Origin of the sequence: Bradyrhizobium sp. CCBAU 53415, from assembly GCF_028128735.1 — a bacterium.
Lineage (GTDB): Bacteria > Pseudomonadota > Alphaproteobacteria > Rhizobiales > Xanthobacteraceae > Bradyrhizobium.
This window is the reverse complement of record NZ_LBJF01000023.1, coordinates 271,818-295,183: the sequence shown is the minus strand read 5'-3', so window position 1 is coordinate 295,183 and position 23,366 is coordinate 271,818. Positions and strand designations below refer to the sequence as shown.

Sequence of the window (23,366 nt, the reverse complement as noted above, 5' to 3'; positions counted from 1 at the left end):
TCAGTGTCTGGTGGAAAGCCGGTCCAGCAGCGGCCGGGTGATGGTCCCGAACATCTTGGGATCGCCATAGGCGCGCGCCGACAGCATCGCGCCGTGGACGGTCGCCATGAATCCCTCCGCCTCGACCCGTGCCGTGCTGGAGAGGTGAAGCCGCCCTTGCCGCTTGCCGCGCTCCATGACCGATGTCAGCCAGGACGCCAGGGAACGGAAATGCGCGCGGACTTCGAGCGCCACCTCCTCAGGCAGGATCGGAAGCTCGCTGGCCAGGAGCGCGCAGACGCAGAACGGGGCCGTCGCGTTCCTGATGCACGCCTCCCAATACGCGACATAGCTCTTGAGCTGCTCGCCTGGGTCTGCGACATGGCGTTCGAGCGCCGACAGTCCCGCCTGGGCCTCCTCGCGATAGCGGGAGACGAGGGTGCGGACCAGGTCGACCTTGCTGGCGAAATGGTGGTGGATGCTCGGCTTGCGGATGCCGACGACATCGGCGATGTCAGCGTAGCTGAAGCCGTTATAGCCGCCCGCGATGATCAGCGTGCGGGCGCAGGCGAGAATGTCGTCGGCGGTCGAGGAAACAGTGCTCATGGCCTTTAACTACCTTCCAGTAGGTAGACGGTCAAGCGGAATGGCTTCAATGATCCGTGAGCGAGTGGTAGGAGCCTGAATGACCATTCGCCCGATCGTCCGCTATCCCGACCGCCGGCTTGCGCTGCCGGCCCGCCCCGTCACTGCATTCGACGATTCCTTGCGCGACCTCGCGAACGACCTGCTGGAGACCATGCGCGCCGCGCCCGGCATCGGCATCACCGCGCCTCACATCGGCGTCCCCTTGCGCGTCGTGGTGCTGGAGCTCGACGCCAAGGACGGCGCGCGGACCTACGTCAATCCGGAGATCACATGGGCCTCGCCCGAGATGATCCTGCATCGTGAAGGCAGCGTCTCGATGCCTGGGGTCAACGACGAGGTGCAGCGCCATGCGCGGATACGGATCAGCTATCAGGATGTCGATGGCGACAGACGAACCGAGGAATCGGACGGCCTGCGCGCGGTGTGCCACCAGCACGAGATCGATCAGCTCGACGGCGTATTCTGGATCCAGCGGCTGTCGCGGCTGAAGCGCGAGCGGCTGGTGAAGAGATTCGAGAAGATGTCGCGATCGTAAGCGAGATCAGCGAAGCGGTCATCTGCTATCCGCGAGCAGCGCCCAGGACTTGATGGACTGGCAGCGGCCTACGCTTTTCGCGCAGCCGCTGCCATATCCCCGCTCCGCACGACTTCAGGGCAGTCGGTTGAAGCGCTCACACCATGCTCAGATCATCGCGCGTTACCGGGTACGGGCGTGTTGAGCAACTGCTGCTCCCACAGGTACGCGATGCCGCTACCGCCGGCGTGCTCCGTGATCACCTTCGTCAGCGCGACAGCCTGATCCGTCCGAGCCCAGTCGCGCTGCCATTCGGCCGCCAGCGCTAGCCAAGTCATCATGTTCGCGCCCGCCGCGATCATGCGCTGGATTGCGATCTCGTGGGCCTCGACCGAAACGGCGCCAGAGGCATCGGTGATCACCGTTACATCCCAGCCTTCGCCGAGCGCCTGAATCGTCGGCATCGCAACGCAGACCTCGGTCCAAAGGCCGGCAATGATCAGCTGCTTGCGGCGCGTTGCCTTGACTGCGTCCACCACCTTCCGGTCCTCCCAGGTGTTGATGAACGTCCGGTCGATCACTTCCTGGCCAGGGAAAACGTCCGTGATCTGAGGGAAGAGGAGACCGCCCCGTTGAGCGATCACCGAGGTCAGGATCGTGGGGACACCGAATGCCTTGGCGGCCTTGGCCAGGCCCGTCGTATTGTTGATCCCCATCTGCGGTTCGTGGCTGTTCACGTTGGCGAGCTGGTAGGGCTGGTGGTCGATCAGAACGAGCACCGAGTCTTCGGGACGAAGAAGCGAAGCAAGGCCGTTACGAAAGGTCATTGTTGCATCCTTTACTGCCGTTGGGCGCGGCACTGGTTTTTCGGAGACGTGCGCCAGCGGCGACGTAGCCCAATACCGACATTGGCGTTCCCGAATGCAGTGCGATAGCCTCGCTTTGCGGTACGCTGTGTCGCGGAATGGGGAACGCTGAATTGGATATCGAAGAGATCCGGACATTCGTCGAAGTTGCTGACGCCGGGGGAATTTCGTCCGCTGCGCTTCGGCTCGGCGTCTCGAAATCGATCGTCAGCCGCCGGCTCTTCCGGCTTGAAGCGGAGCTTGGCGTCCAGCTCCTTGCACGAACGACCCGCGGGGCTGCTCTCACAGAAGCCGGCGTCACATTCCGAGACTATGCAGCCAGAGTCTGCGCCGAAATCGACGTAGCGAGGGAGGAGATCCTACCCGCCGGCGAGCTGCGCGGCCGCCTGCGAGTTGCAGTGCCGCTTTCTTTCGGCCCGACTCACTTCGCTCCGATCCTTGCGGAAATGGCCCGACGCCATCCCCAGCTCCAGATCCACACCTGCTACAGTGATCGCTTCGTCGATCTCATCACAGAGGGGTATGACTGTGCGATACGGGTTGGCTACCTTCAGGATTCCAATTTGATCGCAAGACGCGTCGGCCCCGTCCATGGGAAGCTTGTCGCGAGCCCCGACTACATCAAGGCCCATGGAGCGCCCGAGTCGCCGGAGGAACTCGTCGCCCATGAGGCCCTCATGCAGGGCACCGAAGCGTGGCAGCTCATGGATGGCGACAAGATCCTCACGGTTCGTCCGAAGGGGCGCTTCAAGGCCGACAGCGGCACAGCTCTCGTCTTCGCCGCAATGGCAGGACTCGGGATCGCCTATCTTCCCGACAGCCTCACCCATGAATACGTAGCCTCCGGAGCGCTTGTGCCGGTCATGACACGATATCCCCCTCCTCCGGCGGGTGCATATGTGATCCGCCCGCCGGGTCAGCATCCCGCGCGCAAGATCCGGGTCCTCACCGAGCTGCTGATTGAGTATTGCGATCCGGCTCCGCATCCTGCGTGACCTGCCCCCGCAAGGGTGGTCCATCCAGCGCAATCGCCTGGATCACGAGAGGACCGAATCTGGATTCCAGCGGCCGAAGCGGGTGCGGCTGGTGAAGCGGTTCGAGAAGATGGCGCGGAGGTGAACGTGCCCGATGGCTCTCCTCCGCCACTTCGTTCCCGATGCCCTCACGCCCTCTTCCCGCTCCGCCTGGTCACCGGCGCATTGCGACGTTCGCGTTTGCCGCGCGCGATCTCGGTGGCCAGCGCGTCCAGCTTCGGCTCCCAGAAATTCCTGAACTGGCCGATCCACGCATCCACCGCGCGAAGCCCGGCAGCGTCGACCGAATAGAGGCGCCTTTGCGCCTCCGCCCGGACGCTGGCAAAGCCGCTCTCGCGCAGCACCTTGAGGTGCTGCGACACGGCCGCCTGGGTGATCCCGAACTCGGCCCCGATGACCTCGACGACCTCGCCGGACGCCATTTCGCCGGGCGCGAGCAGTTCGAGAATGCGACGGCGCACGGGATCGGCGAGGACCTCGAAGGCGTGCATCAGCTTCCTGTACCGGGATGAGCGATGTCGGGCGGCATCTCGCCGCGATAGAACGCGATGGTGCGATCCGAGCGCAGCTTCGCCTCGTCAGGGTCGACCCCGCTCGCGACGTGCGCCGCGCGCCAATACTCGCCGCTTGTCGTCATGAATTCCTTGCCTTCGGGCGAGCCCATCCAGGCTTCGGCCGTCTCGTGGTCGACCGATGCACCAGTCGCAAGGTACCGCTCCAGTCCCGCAAGCGCGAGGTCCCAGCCGATGCCCACCGCACCCGGACCAAACTGATTCCAATGATCCTCGATGATCGCGGTGTGCTCAAGGGTCAAACGCGCCTGGCTTCGTTCTGCCGTCAGTTTGACGTCGATCCAGCTCGTCGCACCACCGAATTCCCAGGTTGCTGCAAAATGGGTCGGCGGCGTACACGCCGTGATGGTGCCGCCCGCATTGCCCTTGAGCTGATACCTTCCGCCGAGCTCGAGGTCTCCCTCGACCGGAAGAAACCAGCGCGGAATGCGCTCCCTGCTGGTCACGGCGTCCCAGAGATCGTCGACGCTGGTGTCGTAGAGACGGGTCAGCGTCACCGCGCTCGCCGGTTTCCCGTCCTTCTCAAAATTCGTCACCGAACGCGTGACAAGCCCCAGGACCCTGGCGACGTCGATCTGCATTGGATTCCTCCTGATGGTCTCTCGTTGGAGGAGGAATATCGATCTCCACTAATATAAGTCAATACTTATATTATGCCCGCCATCAGCGCCTTGGCCAGCGCCATGTAGGCCGGCAGCGTCACGGGGTCGTTGGCGGCGTTGCCTGCGACGGGGTGCGAGGCGTAGCGCGCGATCACCATCTCGGCCTTGGGATCGACGTAGATGCCCTGGCCGTAGACGCCGCGCGCCATGTAGGCGCCGTGGGCGTTGTGCGTGACCCACCATTGATTGCGGTAGGACGCACCGGGCAGCGTGGTGTAGCCGGCCGGCTTGAATTTTTCGGGGTCGCCGCCGCGCGCGATGTCGTCCACGACTGGGGACGGCACGATCTGGCGGCCGTTGAAGCGGCCGTGATTGCGCATGGTCTCGCCGAAGCGGGCGAGATCGCGGAGCGTCGTCGAGAGGCCGCCACCGCCGCTCTCGGTGCCGATGCGGTCGACGTGATAATACGCGTCCTCCTCCGCACCCATCGGCTGCCAGATGCGCTCGGACAAGAGCTCCGACAGCGTCAGGCCGCTGGCGCGCCGGCAAATCCACGCGAGCACATCGGTGTTGACGGTCTTGTAGGCAAAGGCCTTGCCGTGCTCGCCTTGCTTCTTCTGCGCCATGAGGAAATCGAAGATGGTGGTCGGGCCGTCATAGCCGGGCGGAATCGGCGCCATGCCGTTGGCGCGCCGGAGGCCCCACACGTCGGAATTCTTGTCGGTGTAGACCTCGGTGTAGGCGAGCCCCGTGGTCATATCCATCACCTCGTGCACGCGCGCGTCGCCGAACGCGCTCGCCTTCAGCTCGGGCACGTAGTCCGCGACCTGTGCCTGCGGGTCGATCTTGCCTTCGGCGACCAGAATGCCGGCGAGCACGCCGGTGAAGGACTTCGTCACCGACATTCCGATATGCGGCTTGTGCGGCTTCAGCGCACCGAAATAGCGTTCATGGATCACCCTGCCCCGATGCAGCACGGCGATGCCGTCGGTGTAGGTCTCCTCCAGCATCTTTGCGAAGGTCATGGGCCGGCCGTCCATCGTGGTCGAGGCCACCGCGCCGATGTCGTGATCCTCGCGCGGCAGCGGCGATGCAGGCCCTGCCCCGCGCCAGACGTTCACCGTCGGCACCAGCTGGCGGATGTTGCTCCAGGCCCAGCGGAGCTCGGGGAAGCTGCGGAAGGAGCCGTCCTGGAAAGTGATGGTGCGGTCGGGCGCCGGCGGGAAGCCGCGCATCCAGCCGAGGGTTTCGGGGTCGGTGGAGGTGGCGGTTGCAGGTTGGCTGGCGGTGGGCGCGACGGACATGAAGGGAGCTCCGGAGGGCGATGCAGATGTCGTAGCATGGGTGAGCATGGCGCACATCCGACGCAAGCGCGGCGCACCTGCGCAACAATCAGGACGGCAGCAACTTACTGAAGGGATCGAGCACCGGCACGCCGAGTGGTTCGAAATGCCTGACGTTGCGGGAGAAGATCGTCAGGGAATGCTGCCTTGCGGTCGCAGCAATGATGATATCAGCGAATCCGGGCGCATGTCCCTGCCCGCGAGCCCGGTCCGATAGCTGCCCGGCGAGCCGCGCGGCCGCTGTGTCGAACGCCAGGATTCGGTTGCCATAGAGGTGTATTACGGTATCCAGCCATCGGGCCAATTCCCTGCTCCTGCGCGTGGCCTTCTCGCGCCGCAACTTTGCTATTCCATCCTCGATCTCTGCAATCGTCACGACGGACAAATACAGGAAGCCGGATTGTGCATCCATCCATTCGACGAGTGCCGTCGGCACCGGCCGGTTCGGCGACACCGCAGATATGACGTTGGTATCGACCAGGTACACGTTTCAGAAATCGGTCTTGCGCAGCTTGGACCGATTGCGCACCGGCAAATCGCCCGCCCTCAGGGGGGCCGCCAGCAGCAGACGACCGAAGCTCGGTACCTGCGACAACCGCCGCCACTCCGCATAGCTCAGGACCACGGCCTGCTTCTTGCCGTGGCGCGTGATTACCGCCGGCTTGCCGTCGAGGGCTTCGTCAACGACCGCGGAGAGATTGGCCTTTGCATCACGAAGCTGAATTTCGCGCATGGGCACCCCACTATGACCACTGTGGTCATATAGGAAGACGGTCGACAATTCAAGGAGACGGGATACTCAGGGAGAGGCATGGACGACGCGATGGGTTTCGCTGCGCTCTACCCATCCTACCCACTAGCCATCCTAGCAAGAGCTCGCCTATTGCTTAAAGCAATGCTCCCGGTGCCATTGTAGAAAATGCGGATGAGGCCGATCCGATGGTCTTCCTGGCTTAAGCGCACGACCGGTCTTGTTTATGACCGATCGAACTCCTTCCGGATCGTTTGTCTGGCGCGAGATCAATATTTCCAAATTATCGGAAAGGCTGATCAAACCACGATCGAACATCCAATGAGCGGTACCCGACAGAGCGATCCCATTGCTGACGATGTCCGGCCCGTTTGCCTCCACAGGCCGAATGTGCGCCGCCGCCACTTCTGCGCGCCCCATTCCATTAATAAGCTTCAGCCCGGTGATGGCACAGCGCTCGTCGTAGGCACGCAAGACGATCCGACGAAAAACGCGGTCACGCAAGACTCTCGATACCGTTAGGCTGACGCGATCGCGCTGCTGCTCGAGTATGAACGGCGCCTGCTCTCTTTCGTCAAGTTGAGACAATCGAACATCGGCATCGACTCGGGGAAGCAGCGGCGCACCTTCCGCAAAACCGAGTTCGAAGATTCTATTGAAATCGTCAGCTGAGATTAGCCTGACTGCCGACCGGGCGCGTCCCGAAATTCGCCCCTGCTCATTTAGGACGCCACGCTCCACAGGACCATTTGCGTCGTTGAAAGGGACGGGATTGGCAAAATCGAGATAACTTCCGGGCTCGATCAGAGCGAGGTACATTCCCGAAGTGCCTGGATCGGGAATGACCTGCTGCACCCGAGCAATCGCAAAGTAGCCCCGCGTCTCGGCGACCTTGCTTGGCTCATAATAAATGATCCAATCGCCGATACAGGCCTCGACACGACGCAGATATTGACTGGGAAACTGATATCGTTCAGCGGGACTGTCATCGTAGATCGAATCCGATCGATGAATGAAAACCCCGAATCCCATGATCTATGCCGCGCCGCGTCTCCGGGAAGTAACGACCTAAGTCAGTGCTGCTGAAGCCGGAGAGCCCCTCATTCCCACTCAATCGTCCCCGGCGGCTTGCTCGTCACGTCATACACCACCCGGTTCACGCCCTTCACCTCGTTGATGATGCGCGTCGCGGTCTCGCCCAGAAACTTCATGTCGAACTGATAGAAGTCGGCGGTCATGCCGTCGGTGGAGGTGACGGCGCGCAAGCCTACGACGTAGTCGTAGGTGCGGCCGTCGCCCATGACGCCGACGGTCTTGACCGGCAGCAGCACGGCAAAGGCCTGCCAGATCTCGTCGTAGAGGCCGTGCTTGCGGATCTGGTCGATGTAGACGGCGTCCGCCTTGCGCAGGATGTCGAGCTTGTCCTTCGTGATCTCGCCGGGGCAGCGGATGGCAAGGCCCGGGCCCGGGAACGGGTGGCGGCCGACGAAGATTTCGGGCAGGCCGAGCTCACGGCCGAGCTTGCGCACCTCGTCCTTGAACAGCTCGCGCAAGGGCTCGACGAGCTTCATGTTCATGCGCTCGGGCAAGCCGCCGACATTGTGGTGCGACTTGATGGTGACGGAAGGTCCGCCGGTGAAGGAGACGCTCTCGATCACGTCGGGGTAGAGCGTGCCCTGGGCGAGGAAGTCGGCGCCGCCGATCTTCTTGGCCTCGGCCTCGAACACCTCGATGAAGAGGCGGCCGATGGTCTTGCGCTTGGTTTCCGGATCGGTGACGCCTTCGAGCTCGCCGAGGAACTGCTTGGACGCATCCACGTGCACGAGCGGGATGTTGTAGTGGTGGCGGAAGAGGTCGACGACCTGCTCGGCCTCGTTGAGGCGCATCAGGCCATGGTCGACGAAGACGCACGTGAGCTGGTCGCCGATGGCTTCGTGGATCAAGACCGCCGCGACCGCTGAATCGACGCCGCCGGAGAGGCCGCAGATCACCCTGCCCTTGCCGACCTGCTGGCGGATCTTTGCGATCTCCTCCTCGCGGAAGGCGCGCATGGTCCAGTCGCCGGTGAGGCCGGCGATCTTGCGCACGAAGTTGCGGATGAGTTTCGCACCGTCGGGCGTGTGCACCACTTCGGGGTGGAACATCAGGCCGTAATACTTGCGCGTCTCGTCCTGGATGATCGCGAACGGCGCGTTCGGCGAGGTGCCGGCGACGGAGAAGCCCGGCGGCATCCTGGTGATGCGGTCGCCATGGCTCATCCAGACCTGGTTCTTGCTGCCTGACGACCAGACGTCCTCGAACAGCTTGCTTTCGGCCTTGACCTCGACGTCGGCGCGGCCGAACTCGCGGTGATGGCCGCCCTCGACCTCGCCGCCGAGCTGCGCCGCCATGGTCATCTGGCCGTAGCAGATGCCCATCACGGGCACGCCGGAGGCGAAGATCAATTGCGGCGCGCGCGGCGAGCCGGCTTCGTGCACCGACTCCGGGCCGCCGGAGAGGATCACCGCCTTCGGCTTCATCTCCTTGAAGGCCTCTTCGGCCTTGTTGAACGGGACGATCTCGCAATAGACACCGTCCTCGCGCACGCGACGCGCGATCAGCTGCGTCACCTGGCTGCCGAAGTCGACGATGAGAATCTTGTCGTGCGCCGAGGCCACCGAGGGCGTCGACGCGGAGCGGTCGTTCTGTGCTGCTGTCATGGCCAGCAGATACGCTGGCGCGGCCCGGGCCGCAACCGCGGTCGCGGTGCGCCCACATGCTTCTTTGGGCATGGACAGGGGCATATAGGTAAGCAATATTGACCTATTATGCTCCACTCTCAAACATGGGGCGATCAGGGAGAATGCCATGTCACAGCATCATCAGCCATCATCGCTTGCCGCGCTCGGCCGGACCTGGATCGAGGCCTGGAATGCGCGCGATCTCGATCGTGTGCTTGCGCTCTATGACGAGGCGGCTGTGATGACCTCGGACCGCATCCCCGCCCTGGGGTTCGACGCCAGCGGCACCGTGCGCGGCAAGGACAGCTTGCGCGCCTATTGGGGCAAGGCGCTCGCCCTGCTGCCGGAGCTGCACTTTTCGCTGATCGATCTGTTCGTCAGCCCGGACAGCGTGGTGGTGTTCTACGAGAACGAGCGGGGGAAGAAGATCTGCGAATACCTGCGAGTGAACGACGCCGGGCTGATCGTGCAGGGTTCGGCGAATCATTTGGTACACTAAGCCTATCCTCGTCATTGCGAGTTTAGCACCGGCCGAGGGCCGACCCCTCTTGATGTGACGGCGTCCAGAATCGTTCCGCGGATCCAGTGCTGGATTGCTTCGTCGTAAGAGCTCCTCGCAATGACGGAGTTTGCTGCTAAGAGCTGGGCAAAGCAGCGCCGCTCTCACTTCAGGACCTTCCCATGAAACTCCCCACCTCCCCCTTTACCGTCACTGACTGGAGCCGGATCGAGGCGACCACGCATCCCGGCGAGAGCGGTGAGGCCAAGTGGCGCACGCTCAATATCGGCGATCTCCGGGTGCGGATGGTGGAATACTCGCCGGGCTACCTGGCCGACCATTGGTGCGATCGCGGCCACGTGCTCTACGTGCTGAAGGGCGAGCTCGATTCCGAGCTGCGCGACGGGCGCACCTTCAAGCTCACCGCGGGAATGAGTTACCAGGTGTCGGATTTCGGCGACGCCGCCCACCGGTCCTCGACGGCCACCGGCGCCACGCTCTTTATCGTGGACTGATGCGCCGGGACGGTTTATTTGCACCGCAAAATAGCAAAGAGAGGCGACATCCCGAGCCACGGGTGGTGCCTTGAAGTAGCCCCAAATTCTCGCTATATTGTGATCATCGATACTTGGCCGAACGACTGGGCCGCTTCGCTTCGTTACAGACGGGCGCGCACGCTTCAGATGACTTCTCCAAACATCGACTGAACAGGATCATGGGCGCAGCGACGCGTACCGGTCCGCGTGCGTACCCTCTCTAACAAAGGAAATTCCCATGGCTATGGGCACCGTGAAGTGGTTCAACACCCAAAAGGGTTATGGTTTCATCCAGCCGGACGACGGCCAGAAGGACGTGTTCGTGCACATCAGCGCGGTCGAGCGCGCCGGCCTCTCCACCCTCAACGAGGGCCAGAAGGTCTCGTTCGACATCGTCGCCGATCGCCGCAGCGGCAAGTCCTCGGCTGACAATCTCCGCGTCGGCTAACGCCCGCGCACCGGCGCTTCTGACCACGGACGTACCGGCAGAAGCGCTAGAAATAAAGAAAGCCCCGCGACCGGGATCCGGTCCGCGGGGCTTTTGTTTTGGCCCCCTGTCGTTCCGGGGGCGCCCGGAGCGGTGACCCCCGGCATCAGTCGCACGGTGATTCTCTGCGCCTCGATGGATTCCGGGTTCTCGCTTCCCGAATTCCGGAATGACGGCGGAGTGCGGTCAGCCCGCTTTCCGCAGCACCGACACGAAGAACCCGTCCGTTCCCGTACGGAGCGGCGTCATCAGCCAGCCTTCCGCCGACTGCAGCGCGGCCTCGCCAAAAGCTTCCGCCTTGTCCCAGAGCACGCTCGCGGTCTGTTCGGGCGGGACGACCGTGAACTCGCCATGGCGCGCGACGAACGCCCTCACCTGCTCGCCGTTCTCTTCCGCCAGCACCGAGCAGGTGATGTAGGCGATGCGGCCACCCGCTTTCACCAGCGGCACGGCGCGCGCGAGCACCTCGGCCTGGTCGCGCAGGCGGATCTCCAACGCGCCCGGGCGCATCCGCCATTTGGCATCGGGGTTGCGACGCCAGGTGCCGGTTCCCGTGCAGGGGGCGTCGATCACGACGAGGTCGGCCGAGGCGCGAATGTCCGCCAGCGGATCGGTCTCGCCCTTGGGCGTGCGAACGTCGGCATTGTGGACGCCGGCGCGCGACAGCCGCTCATGAATCGGGGCGAGCTGGCGCTTGTCGCGGTCGGTCGCGATCAGGCGGCCCTTGCCCTGCATCAGGGCGGCGAGCGCCAGCGTCTTGCCGCCGGCGCCTGCGCAGAGATCGATCACCTGCTCGCCGGGTTTTGCCGCGGTGAACTGGGCCGCAAGCTGCGATCCTTCATCCTGCACTTCAATTGCGCCCTTGAGGAAATCCTCTTCCGCCTGGATGCCGGGGTTGCGCGCATCGGCCGAAAGCTCGATGCGCAGGCCCGTTGCCGACCACGGCGTCGGTTTCGCATGAAGATGAGCAAGCGCGCGCAGCACCTTGTCGCGATTGGATTTTAGCGTGTTGACGCGCAAGTCCAGCGGCGCCCGGCTCGCCATCGCGGCGGCTTCCGCGGCGCGGGTCTCGCCGAAGACTTTTTCAAGGTGCGGATCAAGCCATTCGGGATAGTCGCCGGCCACGGCGGCGGGCGCGTCCTTGAGCGAGCGCGCGGCGAGCGCGGCCTGCTCGGCCTCGGTCAGCGGCGCCGGCGCGAAGCGGCTGCCATCGAACAGCGCGGCCATGGTGGCCGTGTCCATATTGCGCTCGAGGCGGAGCATGCCGATCAGGCGCGCCCGCGCGGTATCGGAATCCATCAGATGCGCGCTCGAGGCGTAGCGGCGCAGCACGTCCCAGACGAGACCGGCGATCGCGGCGCGGTCGCCGGAACCGGCGAAGCGGTGCGCGGTGCCCCACTCCTTCAGCGCCTTGGCCGCGGGGACGCGATCCCTCTCGATGGTGTCGATCAGTTCGATGGCTGCGGACAGCCGGGCAGCGGGGGTCATTTAAATCTTTCAGTTTTGCGCATGATCTTATCGGAAAACCGGCATCCACTTTTCCGGATCATGCGCGATCAGATCAGCAGCAGCAGCTTCAGCGCGAAGTAGATCCACATCGCCAGCAGCACCAGCACGCCGGCAAGCCAGACGGTGGAGCGCCGGCCCAGATCGTTCGAGGACACGAAGATCCCGGCATGGGCAAAGCGCGTCACGACGAATACCCAGGACATCAGCACGATGAAGAGATCGGCGCGGCGCAAAGGCAATGCCAGCGCGATCAGGATGTAGAACAGCACCGGCAGCTCGAACTGGTTGCGGTAGCAATTGGCGATTTGTGTGGCGCCCTTCGGCCAGTTCGGCTCGCCCAGCGCAATGTCGCGAATCCTGGTTTCGCCGGAGACCAGCGTCTTGCGGCGCGCGACGACCATCCCGATCAGAAGCGCGAAGGTGAGAGCGACCTGCACGAAGACCGGGAGCAAAACCATTTGAACGGACATCGGAACTTTCCCGAGAGGCGAAATGCCGCCGACCGTCATTAGCCGCGACTTTTGCCGCTGACAATGAACGACTTGAACCGGCGTTCCCGGCCTTGCGACCAACCATCGACAGCTAAAGCGATTTCGGCCCCTGGCATCTCGCCGACCGCATCGCCTCGCCGATCGCCGGCCCCGTCGCCCCGCAGGACGGCTACACGATCCGCTACCGCGTGCTTTAAACTTTGTTCGTTGCGATCCATGCCCGCGCCGTCATCGTTCCGACGCGAGACACCGGGTAAGCTGGTTGCATGTCCGAATTTCGCCTGACCCAGATTTCCGACACCCATCTCGGCCGGCGCTTTCCCGGCCTGATCGCCAACTTCCACCGCATCAGCGAGCACATCGACGCCGACAGGCCCGATCTCGTCGTCAACACCGGCGACGTCTCATTCGACGGGCCGACCAGCCGGGACGATGTCGAATTCGCAAAAGGCCTGCACGAGGCCCTGCCCGTCAGCTGCCGCTACCTCCCCGGCAATCACGACATCGGCGACAATCCGACCGCGATCGGGCCGGCGCCGAAGCCGCCGGTCAGCGAGACGCACCGCCAGCTTTTCTGCGACATCATCGGCGAAGACCATTGGTCGTTCGAGGCCGCGGGCTGGCGCTTCATCGGCCTCAATTCGCTGGTGATGAATTCAGGCCTCGCCTTCGAGGCCGAGCAGTTCGACTGGCTCGCCTCCGAGATCGCGCGCACGAACGGCAGGCCGGTCGCGCTGTTCCTGCACAAGCCGCTGTTTCTCGGCCTGCCCAACGACCCGGAGACGCCGGAAACCTCGATTCGCTACGTGCCACAACCGGCGCGGGCGCGGCTGATCGAGATGTTCGGCACTATCGACCTGCGTCTGATCGCCAGCGGCCATGTGCACCAGCGGCGTGACTTTACCCATCGCCACACCCGCCACGTCTGGGCGCCGTCGGCCGGTTTCGTCATCAACGATCAGCGCCAGGACCGCGTCGCGATCAAGGAAGTCGGCCTCGTCGAATACCGCTTCCAGCCAGACGGCCTCGAGGTTCGCCACGTCCGCGCGGCGGGCCAGGTGGACGTCGACATCGAGGAGCTTCTCGCCCAGATGGGCGGCGAGCACTGACGCGCCTGGCCGCTCAGGCGACGCTCTTGAGATCCTGCTGGATGGCGGCGAGCAGGGATTGCAGCGCCTCGCTGTTCACCGGCCTGGCCGCGGGATCATCGGCAGGCGGCTGCCGGGCAGTTTGCACGGCCTTGCCCGGTCGCTTCGGAAATGGCGGCGGCGCCGGCATCGCGGGGCGGGCTAAATCGCCCTCCTCGTCGACATGGACGAACTTGCCATGGATGACGTCGTCGCGACGGCCCATGACGAACATGGTCGTCCAATAACCGGCGGCCAACAGGATTACGCAGAAAAAACCAATCTCTAACATCGCAGCACCTGAAATATGCGCGATGATTCAACGTCTTCGCCTTGGGGTCAATGAACCGGCGATCACACCTGCGGCTTTTGCGGAGCAGGTGTGGCCGATTGATCACTCTTTGTTAACCATGTCCGCCGTCCCGGAGGCGGAAGCGGCGTGTCAGGCCTTGTCCGGTCCGACCCGGACCAGCTGCTTGCCGAAATTGGCGCCCTTCAACAGGCCCATGAAGGCGCCGGGGGCGCTTTCCAGGCCCTCGGTGACGAACTCCTTGTATTTGACCTTGCCGTCACGAACCCAGCCGGACATGTCGCGCAGGAAGTCGCCATGGCGGGCGGCGAAGTCGGAGACGATGAAGCCGCGGAAGGTCAGGCGCTTGGTCAGCGTCGCGCGCATCAGGCTGGCGGCCCATTTCGGCGGCTTGGCCTCGGTGTCGTTGTAATGGGCGATCAGCCCGCAGACCGGCACGCGCGCGAACGGATTGAGCAGCGGAAACACCGCCTCGAACACGGCACCGCCGACATTCTCGAAATAGACGTCGATGCCCTTCGGGCAGGCCTCCTTGAGCTTGGCGGCGAGATCGGGATCGCGGTGATCGATGCAGGCATCGAAGCCGAGCTCCTTCACCACGTAGTCGCACTTGTCCTTGCCGCCGGCAATGCCGACCGCGCGTGCGCCCTTGATCCTGGCGATCTGGCCCACGGCCGAGCCGACCGCGCCGGAGGCGCCGGCGACGACGACGGTCTCGCCGGGTTGCGGCTTGCCGATGTCGAGCAGGCCCGTGTACGCCGTCATGCCGGGCATGCCGAGCACGCCGATCGAGGTCGAGATCGGACCGAGCTTGGGATCGACCTTGATCAGCCCCTTGCCGTTCGAGATCGCATGCGTCTGCCAGCCCGAACGGATACGCACGATGTCGCCTTTGGCAAAATCAGGATTGTTGGAGGCCGCGACCTCGCTGACCGCCTCGCCTTCCATCACGCCGCCGAGCGGCACCGGAGCTGCATAGGACGGCCCCTCGCTCATGCGGCCGCGCATATAGGGATCGAGCGACAGCCAGATCGTGCGCAACAGGACTTCGCCCTGCCCCGGTGTCGGGACAGCGAATTCCTCCAGGCGAAAATCAGACGGCTTGGGCTCGCCGACGGGACGCGCGGCGAGAACAATGCGTTTGGCTTGGGACATGGCTTCCTCCGGATTTTGTTTCGGCGTGAACGGAAGCGGAGGCAGCGAGGCGCGTCAATACAAAAGGATTGGAGAAGATGGTCGCAGAGGCGGTCACCACTCTCGTGTCCCGGACGCGCTGCAACGCGCAGCGTTGCTGCGCAGAGCCGGGACCCCAGAACGCAACACGGCAAAAGCGGAGATATGGGCCCCGGCTCTGCAGCGCATCACCGAAGAGGCGCTGCGCTGCGTCCGGGGCACGAGACCGGAGCTGAAAGCGCGACCGGCGACTAACCCCCGCCCGGATAATTCGGGCTCTCGCGCGTGATCGTGACGTCGTGAACGTGGCTTTCGCGCAGGCCCGCGCCGGTGATACGGACGAACTGCGCCTTCTCGTGCAGCTCCTTCATGTCGCGCGCGCCGACATAACCCATCGCGGCGCGCAAGCCGCCGGCGAGCTGGTGCATGACGTGGCCGACCGCCCCCTTGTAGGGCACCTGGCCCTCGATGCCTTCGGGCACGAGCTTGAGCGTGTCCTTGATGTCCTGCTGGAAGTAGCGATCGGCCGATCCCCGCGCCATCGCGCCGACCGAGCCCATGCCGCGATAGGCCTTGTAGGAACGGCCCTGCCACAGGAACACTTCGCCGGGCGTCTCGTCGGTGCCGGCGAGCAGCGAACCGACCATGGCGATATCGGCGCCGGCAGCGAGCGCCTTCGCAAGGTCGCCGGAGTATTTGATGCCGCCGTCGGCGATGACGGGGATGTCCGACTTCTTCGCCGCCTCCACCGCATCCATGATCGCGGTGAGCTGGGGAACGCCGACGCCGGCGACGATGCGGGTGGTGCAGATCGAGCCCGGGCCGATGCCGACCTTGATGCAATCCGCGCCTGCATCGATCAGCGCCTGCGCGCCTTCCGTGGTGGCGACGTTGCCGGCGACGACCTGCACCGAGTTGGACAGGCGCTTGATGCGGTTCACCGCGTGCAGCACGTGGCGGGAATGGCCGTGCGCGGTGTCGACGACGACGAGATCGACGCCGGCATCGATCAGCCGCTCGGTGCGCTCGAAGCCTGTGTCGCCGACGGTGGTGGCCGCAGCGACGCGCAGGCGCCCTTGCGCGTCCTTGCAGGCGAGCGGATGGGCGACCGCCTTCTCCATGTCCTTCACGGTGATGAGACCGACGCAGCGATACTGCTCGTCGACGACGAGCAGCTTCTCGATGCGGTGCTGGTGCAGCATCCGCCGCGCCTCGTCCTGGCTGACATTCTCACGGACCGTGACGAGGTTTTCGTGCGTCATCAGCTCGGAGATCTTTTGCTGGCGATTGGTCGCAAACCGCACGTCACGGTTGGTGAGAATGCCGACCAGCTTGCCGGGCGTCGACTTGCCGGCGCCGGTGACGACGGGAATGCCGGAGATCCCATGGTCGCTCATCAGCTTCAGCGCGTCGTCGAGCGTGGCCTCGGGGCTGATGGTGAGCGGGTTCACCACCATGCCGGATTCGTAGCGCTTGACCTGCCGCACCTGGGCAGCCTGCCCCTCAGGATCGAAATTGCGGTGAATGACGCCGAGGCCGCCGGCCTGCGCCATGGCGATCGCCATGCGGGCCTCGGTGACCGTGTCCATGGCGGAGGCCATGATCGGGATGTTGAGCGGAATGGCGCGGGTGACGCGGGAGCGAATGTCGGCCTCGCCCGGCATGACGTCGGACAGGCCCGGCTTCAACAGCACGTCGTCGAACGTAAAGGCTTCGCGGATGCCTTGAAGTTGCACCGTGGCCATATGCCAACTCCTTCCTGCGGCCCTGCCGCAAATGCTTATGGATGAGCGCCGCCCTCGGCGTACCTTGCGGCATCGCCTTAAGAATCGGAGCCCATCGGTGGGGTTGACGCCGGTCGATAGCACGGCCGCGTGACGAATCAAAGCAATTCGGGCCGCCTGCCAGCCATGCACAGGCTTTTTTGGCCGATTCAGGCTGGGATAGCCCGGTGGGGCAACCCTCGTCATTCCGGGGCGCGGCGAGGCCGCGAGCCCCGGAATGACGAAGGGGGAAGGTCACACCGTTGTTACGCGGGATCTAGGTGCCATGCACCGATCCGCAATGGTCCCCGGCAGACGGCGGTGATAAGCCGCAACTCCGCCGGTCCTTCCGATTTCAAAAACCAATCCGTCATGGTCGACAAGCAACGCGTCATTCCGCTGATCGTGGCCACTGCTCTCTTCATGGAGAACATGGATTCGACTGTCATCGCCACCTCGCTGCCGGCGATCGCGGCCGACATCGGCACCAGCCCGCTGACGCTGAAGCTCGCGATCACGTCCTACCTGCTGTCGCTGGCGGTGTTCATCCCGGCGAGCGGCTGGACTGCCGACCGGTTCGGCGCGCGCATGGTGTTCGCGATCGCGGTCGGCGTGTTCATGGTCGGCTCGGTCGGCTGTGCGCTCTCGACCTCGGTCACGGATTTCGTATTCGCGCGCATCCTGCAAGGCATGGGCGGGGCGATGATGACGCCGGTCGGACGCCTCGTGCTGCTGCGCTCGGTCGACAAGAGCGCGCTGGTCAATGCCATGGCCTGGGTGACGGTCCCCGCCCTGATCGGCCCCGTGATCGGCCCGCCGCTCGGCGGCTTCATCACCACCTATGCGTCCTGGCACTGGATCTTCCTGATCAACATCCCGATCGGGCTGCTCGGCATCTTCATGGCGCTGCGCTTCATCGATCCCATCAAGAGCGAAACTCAGGAGCCGTTCGATCTCTACGGCATGGTGCTCGCGGGTATCGGGCTTGCCGGCATCGCGTTCGGCCTCTCCGTTGCCGGACTGAACCTTCTGCCGTGGAGCACGGTCGCCACCCTGGTCATGGGCGGTGCGATCTCGATGACACTGTATGTCCTGCACGCCCGGCGCACGGGCTCGCCGGTGCTCGACTTCTCGCTCCTGAAGCTGCCGACACTGCGCGCGGCGGTGTTCGGCGGCTTCATGTTCCGGCTCGGCATCGGCGCGCTGCCGTTCTTGCTGCCGCTCCTGATGCAGATAGGCTTCGGGCTGTCGCCGTTCCATTCCGGCCTCGTCACCTTTGCCTCTTCGCTCGGCGCCATGGGCATGAAGACGCTGGCGGCGCGGATCATCCGCACCTTCGGCTTCCGCAATCTGATGACAGTGAACGCGATCGTCAGCGCCTTCTTCCTCGGCGTCTGCGCGCTGTTCACGGTGACGACGCCGCTGCTCATCATCATGGTCATCCTGGTGGTCGGCGGCTTCTTCCGCTCACTGGAGTTCACCGCGATCAACACGGTCGCCTATGCCGACGTCGAGACCGCGCAGATGAGCCGTGCCACCACGCTCGTGAGCGTCAACCAGCAGCTCGCGGTCTCCGCCGGCGTCGCCGTCGGCGCGGCCTCTGTCGAGACCACGATGTGGTTCAGCCATGTCAGCGAGCTCAACGCCACCGTGTTCGCACCGGCCTTCGTCGTGGTGGCGCTGACCTCGGCCGCCTCGAGCTGGTTCTTCTGGCAGATGCCTGCGGATGCCGGCCACGAGATCTCCGGCCGCAAGGCGGTGGAGATCGCGAGCCGCAAGGGCGCCGGCAAGGGCGCGGCCAAGGCCGCCGTCAAGGCGGCGAGCGAGGATACGCAGGACGTGCGGGATCAGCGGCTGGGGTAGTCGGCAACGGACGAAGACACCACACATTCGGTGTCGTCCCTGCGAAGGCAGTGCGTTCGCAGGGACGACAGCGGAGGTCGGCTCAGACAGCTCCCCGAAATCCCGTCGCCAGCACGTAGCGCTCCGAGGAATCCTGCCGGCTCGCCGCCGGTTTCACATGACGCACCGTTGCAAAATCGCGCTTGAGCTGGGCGAGCAGGTCGGCGTCGGCTCCGCTCTGGAACGTCTTGGCGAGGAACGTGCCGCCGGGCTTGAGCACATCGCAGGCAAAGGCTGCGGCGGTCTCGACCAGGCCGACGATGCGGAGCTGGTCGGTCTTGCGGTGACCTGTCGTGTTGGCGGCCATGTCGGACATCACGACGTCGGCGCCGCCGCCCAGCATCGTGGTGAGTTTTTCGGGCGCGTCGTTGTCCATGAAGTCGAGCTGCGCGAAATCGACGCCGGGAATCTCCGGCATCTCCAAGAGATCGATCGCGACCACCTTGCCCTTGCCTTCCGTGGAGCCGACGCGCTTGGCGGCGATCTGGCTCCAGCCGCCGGGGGCCGCGCCGAGGTCGACCACGGCCATGCCGGGCTTCAAGAACCGGAACTTGTCGTCCATCTCCAAGAGCTTGAACGCGGCGCGGGAGCGATAGCCTGCCGCCCTGGCCTTGGCCACATAGGGATCGTTGAGCTGCCGCTCCAGCCAAAGCTTCGACGACAATTTGCGCTTGCCGCCGGTCTTGACCTTGGTCTTGACCTGGACGTGCAAGCGGCCGGTGGTGTCCTTGGCCATCTCACCAGCTCCTGAGCGCGCCGTCCTCGCGCATCATCTCGACCAGCATGCCTTCGCGCAGACCGCGGTCGGCGACGCGCAGGCGCGGCAGCGGAAAGGCGCGGCGGATGGCATCGAGGATGGCGCAGCCGGCCAGCACGAGGTCGGCGCGCTCGACGCTGATGCAGTTGTTGTTCGCGCGCTCCTCGTAGCTCATGCCGAGCAGCTTGTTGATGGTCGCGGTGATGTCGGAATCGTTCATCCAGATGCTGTCGATGCGGCGGCGGTCGTAGCGCGCAAGATTGAGATGGATGCCGGCGAGCGTCGTCACCGTGCCGGAGGTTCCGAGCAGATGCATGTCCGCGAGATCGCGGCCGTGCTCCTCGGCGAACGGCGCGACGTGGTTCGCGACCTCCTGCTCCATCGCAGCGTAGATCTCCGGCGTGACGTCGCGGCCGCCGAACTGCTCGGCAAGCGTGACGACGCCATAGGGGATCGACATCCAGGCTTTGATGCGCGGCTGCGGATTTTCAGCGTCGCGCTCGATCCGCACCAGCTCGGTCGAGCCGCCGCCGATGTCGAACAGGATGGCGCCGCGTCCTCTGGAGTCGACCAGCGGCGAGCAGCCGAGCACGGCGAGCGAGGCCTCGGTCTCGCGGTCGATCACCTCGAGCTCGATGCCCGTCTCGGCCGCAACCCGGCTGCGGAACCCCTCCGCATTCGATGCGGCGCGGCAGGCTTCGGTCGCGATCAGCCGCAGCCGCCGCGCCTTCCGCAAGTTGATCTTGTCGCGGCAGATGCTGAGCGCCGCAATGGCGCGCTCGATCGCGGCGTCGCTGATGCAACCGGTCGCCGAGACGCCCTCTCCGAGCCGGATGATGCGCGAGAAGGAATCGACGACGCGAAAGCCGTCATGAGTCGGACAGGCGATCAGCAGCCTGCAATTGTTGGTGCCGAGGTCCAGCGCCGCATAGACGCCGGTTCCCGGCGCTTGCGCACCGACGGCCGGACCGGCGGCCAGCGCCACCGCCGCCATCGACCCCTCCAGCTCGCCGTGCGGCCGATGGCCGTCGCGGAGCCGCGTGTGGTCATTCATACAAACTGTCTTTCCGCGGCCGGTCGGGCCGGTCTGGAATTGATTTTTCGCCTGAAACATTAGCAGCGCGGTCGCCCTGCGCAACAACGCATCACATGGGACCATGCCCATTCGTGCGTTGTCGTGAACGGGGCGGTGGGTTATCTGAACAGGGTCCGGTCCTCCGCTGCCGCGAAAATGCGCAAATGCCGGCTTTTCAGGTCAATTCCATGCAAGAACACACCAAATCGTCCACGATCGAGAACGCTATTGCACTGCAAAAATATGGCGTCGGGCAACCGGTTCGCCGCAAGGAGGACGACACGCTGGTGCGCGGCAAGGGCCGCTACACCGACGATTTCAACCTGCCCGGCCAGGCCTATGCCGTGATCGTCCGCTCCACCCATGCCCATGGCGTCATCCGCGGCATCAACAGCGAGGCCGCCAAGGCGATGCCGGGCGTGTTGGGGGTGTGGACCGGCAAGGATCTCGATGCCGCCGGTTATGGCCCCTTCACCTGCGGCCTGCCGCTGAAAAGCCGTGACGGCTCGCCCCTGCTCCAGACCAACCGCCAGCCGCTGGCGACCGACAAGGTCCGCTTCGTCGGCGATCCCGTCGCCTTCGTGGTGGCGGAGACGCTGGCGCAGGCGCGCGACGCCGCCGAGGCGGTCGAGCTCGACATCGAGCCGCTGCCGGCGGTGACCGATCCCGAGGAGGCCGCCAAGCCCGGCGCGCCGCAGCTCTACGACCACATCCCGAACAATGTCGCACTCGACTACCACTTTGGCGACATGGACAAGGTCAACGCGGCCTTTGCCAGCGCCGCCCATGTCACCAAAATCGACATCGAGAACACCCGCGTCGCCGTGGTCTCGATGGAGCCGCGCGTTGGCCTTGCCTCCTACGACAAGAAGACCGAGCGCTACACGCTTCAGGTGCCGACGCAAGGCGTGGCCGGCAACCGCGCCAATCTCGCCAAGAATCTGAAAGTGCCGAACGAGAAGGTACGCATCCTCACCGCCAATGTCGGCGGCTCCTTCGGCATGAAGAACGTCAACTATCCCGAGTACATGTGCATCCTGTATGCGGCCAAGGCGCTGGGACGTCCGGTGAAGTGGCTGGATGAGCGCTCCACCAGCTTCCTCTCCGACAGCCACGGCCGCGCGCAAAAGATCCATGCCGAGCTCGCGCTCGATGCCGAGGGGCATTTTCTCGCGGCGAAGCTGTCCGGTTACGGCAATCTGGGCGCCTACATCACCGGCGTCGCGCCGGGGCCGCTCTCGCTCAACACCGGCAAGAATTTCTCCAGCGTCTATCGCACGCCGCTGATGGCGGTCGACATCAAGACGGTGCTGACCAACACCACGTTGATGGGCGCCTATCGCGGCGCCGGCCGGCCCGAGGCGAACTACTACATGGAGCGGCTGATCGACCGCGCCGCCGACGAGATGGGCATCAACCGGCTGACCTTGCGCAAGCGCAACTTCATCAAGCCGAACCAGATGCCGTTCCCGGCCTCCTCCGGCGTCACCTATGACAGCGGCGACTTCCAGGCGGTGTTCAACAAGGCGCTCGAAATCTCCGACCACGAGAATTTCGCCAAGCGCAAGAAGGAGAGCAGGAAGGCCGGCAAGCTGCGCGGCATCGCCGTCGGCTCCTATCTCGAAGTCACCGCGCCGCCGAGCCCGGAGCTCGGCAAGATCGTGTTCGATCCTGACGGCACCGTGCAGCTCATCACCGGCACGCTCGATTACGGCCAGGGTCATGCGACCCCGTTCGCGCAGGTGCTGTGCCAGCAGCTCGGCGTTCCGTTCGAGAGCGTCAAGCTGGTGCAGGGCGACAGCGACATCGTCCACAGCGGCAACGGCACCGGCGGCTCGCGCTCGATCACGGCGAGCGGCATGGCGATCGCGGGCGCTGCCAAGCTCGTGATCGAGAAGGGCAAGCGCGCCGCTGCGCATATGCTGGAGGCCTCCGAGGCCGACATCGAGTTCGAAGGCGGCAGCTTCACCATCGCCGGCACCGATCGCAGCATCGACATCATGGAGCTGGCCAAGCGCCTGCACGACGGCAAGGTGCCGGAGGGCGTGCCTGACTCGCTCGACGTCGACCATACCAGCGAGCCGGTGCCCTCGGCCTTCCCGAACGGCTGCCACGTCGCCGAGGTCGAGATCGATCCCGAGACCGGCGTCGTGCAGATCGTGCGCTACAGCGCCGTGAACGATTTCGGCACGGTGATCAACCCGATGCTGGTCGCGGGCCAGCTCCATGGCGGCGTCGTCCAGGGCATCGGCCAGGCGCTGATGGAGCACATCCGCTACGACGAGAGCGGCCAGCCGATCACGGGCTCACTGATGGACTACGCCCTGCCGCGCGCCGAGGACGTGCCGAACATGACGGTCGGCGATCATCCGGTGCCCGCCACCACCAATCCGCTCGGCAGCAAGGGCTGCGGCGAAGCCGGCTGCGCCGGCAGCCTGTCGACCGTGGTGAATGCGGTGATCGATGCACTGTCGGAGTACGGCATCAAGCACATCGACATGCCGCTGACCCCCGAGCGGGTGTGGCGCGCGATCCAGGAGGCGCAGGCCAAGGCGGCGTAAGGGGCACTGTCGTCGCCACAAACTCTACTGTCATCGCCCGCGAAGGCGGGCGATCCAGTACTTCGAGACGGCAGCGATTGACCGAAAAGCTGCGGCGTACTGGATGCCCCGCCTTCGCGGGGCATGACACCGTCTTTGGAGTGACGG

At 64.7% G+C, this 23,366-nt stretch carries 24 protein-coding genes and 1 pseudogene; 9 read left to right on the top strand and 16 right to left on the bottom strand.

The genetic code is table 11. The features are described from left to right. On the bottom strand, nt 1–585 hold the full coding sequence (locus tag XH87_RS17240; RefSeq protein WP_271588192.1) for a TetR/AcrR family transcriptional regulator: 585 nt from the start codon (nt 583–585) through the stop codon (nt 1–3). Between the two features lie 79 nt (nt 586–664). Between XH87_RS17240 and XH87_RS17235 the strand changes: the two genes are divergently transcribed. Then, nucleotides 665–1,162 (top strand): peptide deformylase, encoded by a 498-nt coding sequence (locus XH87_RS17235; RefSeq protein ID WP_271588191.1) that lies wholly within the window; start codon nt 665–667, stop codon nt 1,160–1,162. A gap of 152 nt (nt 1,163–1,314) precedes the next feature. On the opposite strand, the gene XH87_RS17230 is transcribed toward XH87_RS17235, so the two are convergent. Beyond that, entirely contained in the window at nt 1,315–1,968 is a 654-nt protein-coding gene (locus XH87_RS17230) for a hydrolase (protein ID WP_271588190.1), read from the bottom strand. A 152-nt stretch (nt 1,969–2,120) separates the two neighbouring features. Here XH87_RS17230 and XH87_RS17225 point away from each other — a divergent pair, with 152 nt between their 5' ends. Next, nucleotides 2,121–3,002, top strand: coding sequence for a LysR family transcriptional regulator (locus XH87_RS17225; RefSeq protein WP_271588189.1), 882 nt, complete (start codon nt 2,121–2,123; stop codon nt 3,000–3,002). A gap of 167 nt (nt 3,003–3,169) precedes the next feature. On the opposite strand, the gene XH87_RS17220 is transcribed toward XH87_RS17225, so the two are convergent. The 7 genes from XH87_RS17220 to guaA form a co-directional block, all read right to left on the bottom strand. Further along, nucleotides 3,170–3,532, bottom strand: coding sequence for an ArsR/SmtB family transcription factor (locus XH87_RS17220; protein ID WP_271588188.1), 363 nt, complete (start codon nt 3,530–3,532; stop codon nt 3,170–3,172). After that, nucleotides 3,532–4,194 (bottom strand): SRPBCC family protein, encoded by a 663-nt coding sequence (locus tag XH87_RS17215; protein ID WP_271588187.1) that lies wholly within the window; start codon nt 4,192–4,194, stop codon nt 3,532–3,534. The genes XH87_RS17220 and XH87_RS17215 overlap by 1 nt, the downstream gene beginning before the upstream one ends. A gap of 65 nt (nt 4,195–4,259) precedes the next feature. Continuing rightward, nucleotides 4,260–5,519 (bottom strand): serine hydrolase domain-containing protein, encoded by a 1,260-nt coding sequence (locus XH87_RS17210; RefSeq protein WP_271588186.1) that lies wholly within the window; start codon nt 5,517–5,519, stop codon nt 4,260–4,262. A gap of 88 nt (nt 5,520–5,607) precedes the next feature. Next, a complete protein-coding gene (locus XH87_RS17205) occupies nt 5,608–6,045 on the bottom strand; it encodes a type II toxin-antitoxin system VapC family toxin (RefSeq protein ID WP_158670038.1) in 438 nt (145 codons plus the stop codon). A gap of 3 nt (nt 6,046–6,048) precedes the next feature. Beyond that, nucleotides 6,049–6,291 carry a type II toxin-antitoxin system Phd/YefM family antitoxin gene (locus XH87_RS17200; protein WP_158670039.1) on the bottom strand — a complete coding sequence of 81 codons (243 nt, stop codon included), beginning with the start codon at nt 6,289–6,291 and terminating at the stop codon, nt 6,049–6,051. A gap of 147 nt (nt 6,292–6,438) precedes the next feature. Next, nucleotides 6,439–7,341, bottom strand: coding sequence for an HNH endonuclease (locus XH87_RS17195; protein ID WP_271588185.1), 903 nt, complete (start codon nt 7,339–7,341; stop codon nt 6,439–6,441). A 68-nt stretch (nt 7,342–7,409) separates the two neighbouring features. Beyond that, the gene (guaA, locus tag XH87_RS17190; RefSeq protein ID WP_271588184.1) at nt 7,410–9,008 is read right to left on the bottom strand and encodes a glutamine-hydrolyzing GMP synthase; all 1,599 of its coding nucleotides are present in this window, start codon (nt 9,006–9,008) and stop codon (nt 7,410–7,412) included. 148 nt (nt 9,009–9,156) lie between these two features. Between guaA and XH87_RS17185 the strand changes: the two genes are divergently transcribed. The 3 genes from XH87_RS17185 (at nt 9,157) to XH87_RS17175 (ending at nt 10,512) form a co-directional block, all read left to right on the top strand. Further along, a complete protein-coding gene (locus tag XH87_RS17185; RefSeq protein WP_035706040.1) occupies nt 9,157–9,528 on the top strand; it encodes a nuclear transport factor 2 family protein in 372 nt (123 codons plus the stop codon). Between the two features lie 182 nt (nt 9,529–9,710). After that, the gene (locus tag XH87_RS17180) at nt 9,711–10,043 is read left to right on the top strand and encodes a DHCW motif cupin fold protein (RefSeq protein WP_035706043.1); all 333 of its coding nucleotides are present in this window, start codon (nt 9,711–9,713) and stop codon (nt 10,041–10,043) included. 259 nt (nt 10,044–10,302) lie between these two features. Further along, entirely contained in the window at nt 10,303–10,512 is a 210-nt protein-coding gene (locus XH87_RS17175; RefSeq protein WP_015686739.1) for a cold-shock protein, read from the top strand. Between the two features lie 225 nt (nt 10,513–10,737). Here XH87_RS17175 and XH87_RS17170 read toward each other — a convergent pair whose 3' ends face one another. Both XH87_RS17170 and XH87_RS17165 read right to left on the bottom strand, forming a co-directional pair. Further along, complete coding sequence (locus XH87_RS17170) at nt 10,738–12,039, bottom strand: RsmB/NOP family class I SAM-dependent RNA methyltransferase (RefSeq protein WP_271588183.1); 1,302 nt, start codon at nt 12,037–12,039, stop codon at nt 10,738–10,740. A 68-nt stretch (nt 12,040–12,107) separates the two neighbouring features. Continuing rightward, nucleotides 12,108–12,530: an MAPEG family protein gene (locus tag XH87_RS17165; RefSeq protein WP_271588182.1), complete on the bottom strand. Its 423-nt coding sequence runs from the start codon at nt 12,528–12,530 to the stop codon at nt 12,108–12,110. A 122-nt stretch (nt 12,531–12,652) separates the two neighbouring features. Here XH87_RS17165 and XH87_RS36610 point away from each other — a divergent pair. Next, nucleotides 12,653–12,748 (top strand): annotated as a pseudogene (locus XH87_RS36610) (acriflavin resistance protein); the annotation flags it as partial. A gap of 69 nt (nt 12,749–12,817) precedes the next feature. Then, nucleotides 12,818–13,660 (top strand): metallophosphoesterase family protein, encoded by an 843-nt coding sequence (locus XH87_RS17160; RefSeq protein WP_271588181.1) that lies wholly within the window; start codon nt 12,818–12,820, stop codon nt 13,658–13,660. Between the two features lie 13 nt (nt 13,661–13,673). Here the strand turns inward: XH87_RS17160 and XH87_RS17155 are convergent, their stop codons facing one another. The 3 genes from XH87_RS17155 to guaB all read right to left on the bottom strand — a co-directional run bounded on the left by XH87_RS17155 (nt 13,674) and on the right by guaB (nt 16,906). Then, the gene (locus XH87_RS17155) at nt 13,674–13,970 is read right to left on the bottom strand and encodes a hypothetical protein (protein WP_271588180.1); all 297 of its coding nucleotides are present in this window, start codon (nt 13,968–13,970) and stop codon (nt 13,674–13,676) included. A gap of 150 nt (nt 13,971–14,120) precedes the next feature. Further along, nucleotides 14,121–15,143 (bottom strand): NADP-dependent oxidoreductase, encoded by a 1,023-nt coding sequence (locus XH87_RS17150; RefSeq protein WP_271588179.1) that lies wholly within the window; start codon nt 15,141–15,143, stop codon nt 14,121–14,123. Between the two features lie 269 nt (nt 15,144–15,412). Beyond that, entirely contained in the window at nt 15,413–16,906 is a 1,494-nt protein-coding gene (gene guaB / locus XH87_RS17145; protein WP_035706054.1) for an IMP dehydrogenase, read from the bottom strand. Nucleotides 16,907–17,296: 390 nt separating this feature from the next. Between guaB and XH87_RS17140 the strand changes: the two genes are divergently transcribed. Further along, nucleotides 17,297–18,787: an MFS transporter gene (locus tag XH87_RS17140; RefSeq protein ID WP_271588178.1), complete on the top strand. Its 1,491-nt coding sequence runs from the start codon at nt 17,297–17,299 to the stop codon at nt 18,785–18,787. Nucleotides 18,788–18,869: 82 nt separating this feature from the next. On the opposite strand, the gene XH87_RS17135 is transcribed toward XH87_RS17140, so the two are convergent. Both XH87_RS17135 and XH87_RS17130 read right to left on the bottom strand, forming a co-directional pair. Continuing rightward, nucleotides 18,870–19,562 (bottom strand): RlmE family RNA methyltransferase, encoded by a 693-nt coding sequence (locus XH87_RS17135; RefSeq protein WP_271588177.1) that lies wholly within the window; start codon nt 19,560–19,562, stop codon nt 18,870–18,872. 1 nt (nt 19,563) lies between these two features. After that, nucleotides 19,564–20,637, bottom strand: coding sequence for a Ppx/GppA phosphatase family protein (locus XH87_RS17130; RefSeq protein ID WP_271588176.1), 1,074 nt, complete (start codon nt 20,635–20,637; stop codon nt 19,564–19,566). 209 nt (nt 20,638–20,846) lie between these two features. Here XH87_RS17130 and XH87_RS17125 point away from each other — a divergent pair, with 209 nt between their 5' ends. Continuing rightward, nucleotides 20,847–23,219 (top strand): xanthine dehydrogenase family protein molybdopterin-binding subunit, encoded by a 2,373-nt coding sequence (locus XH87_RS17125; protein ID WP_271588175.1) that lies wholly within the window; start codon nt 20,847–20,849, stop codon nt 23,217–23,219. Nucleotides 23,220–23,366: the final 147 nt, after the last annotated feature.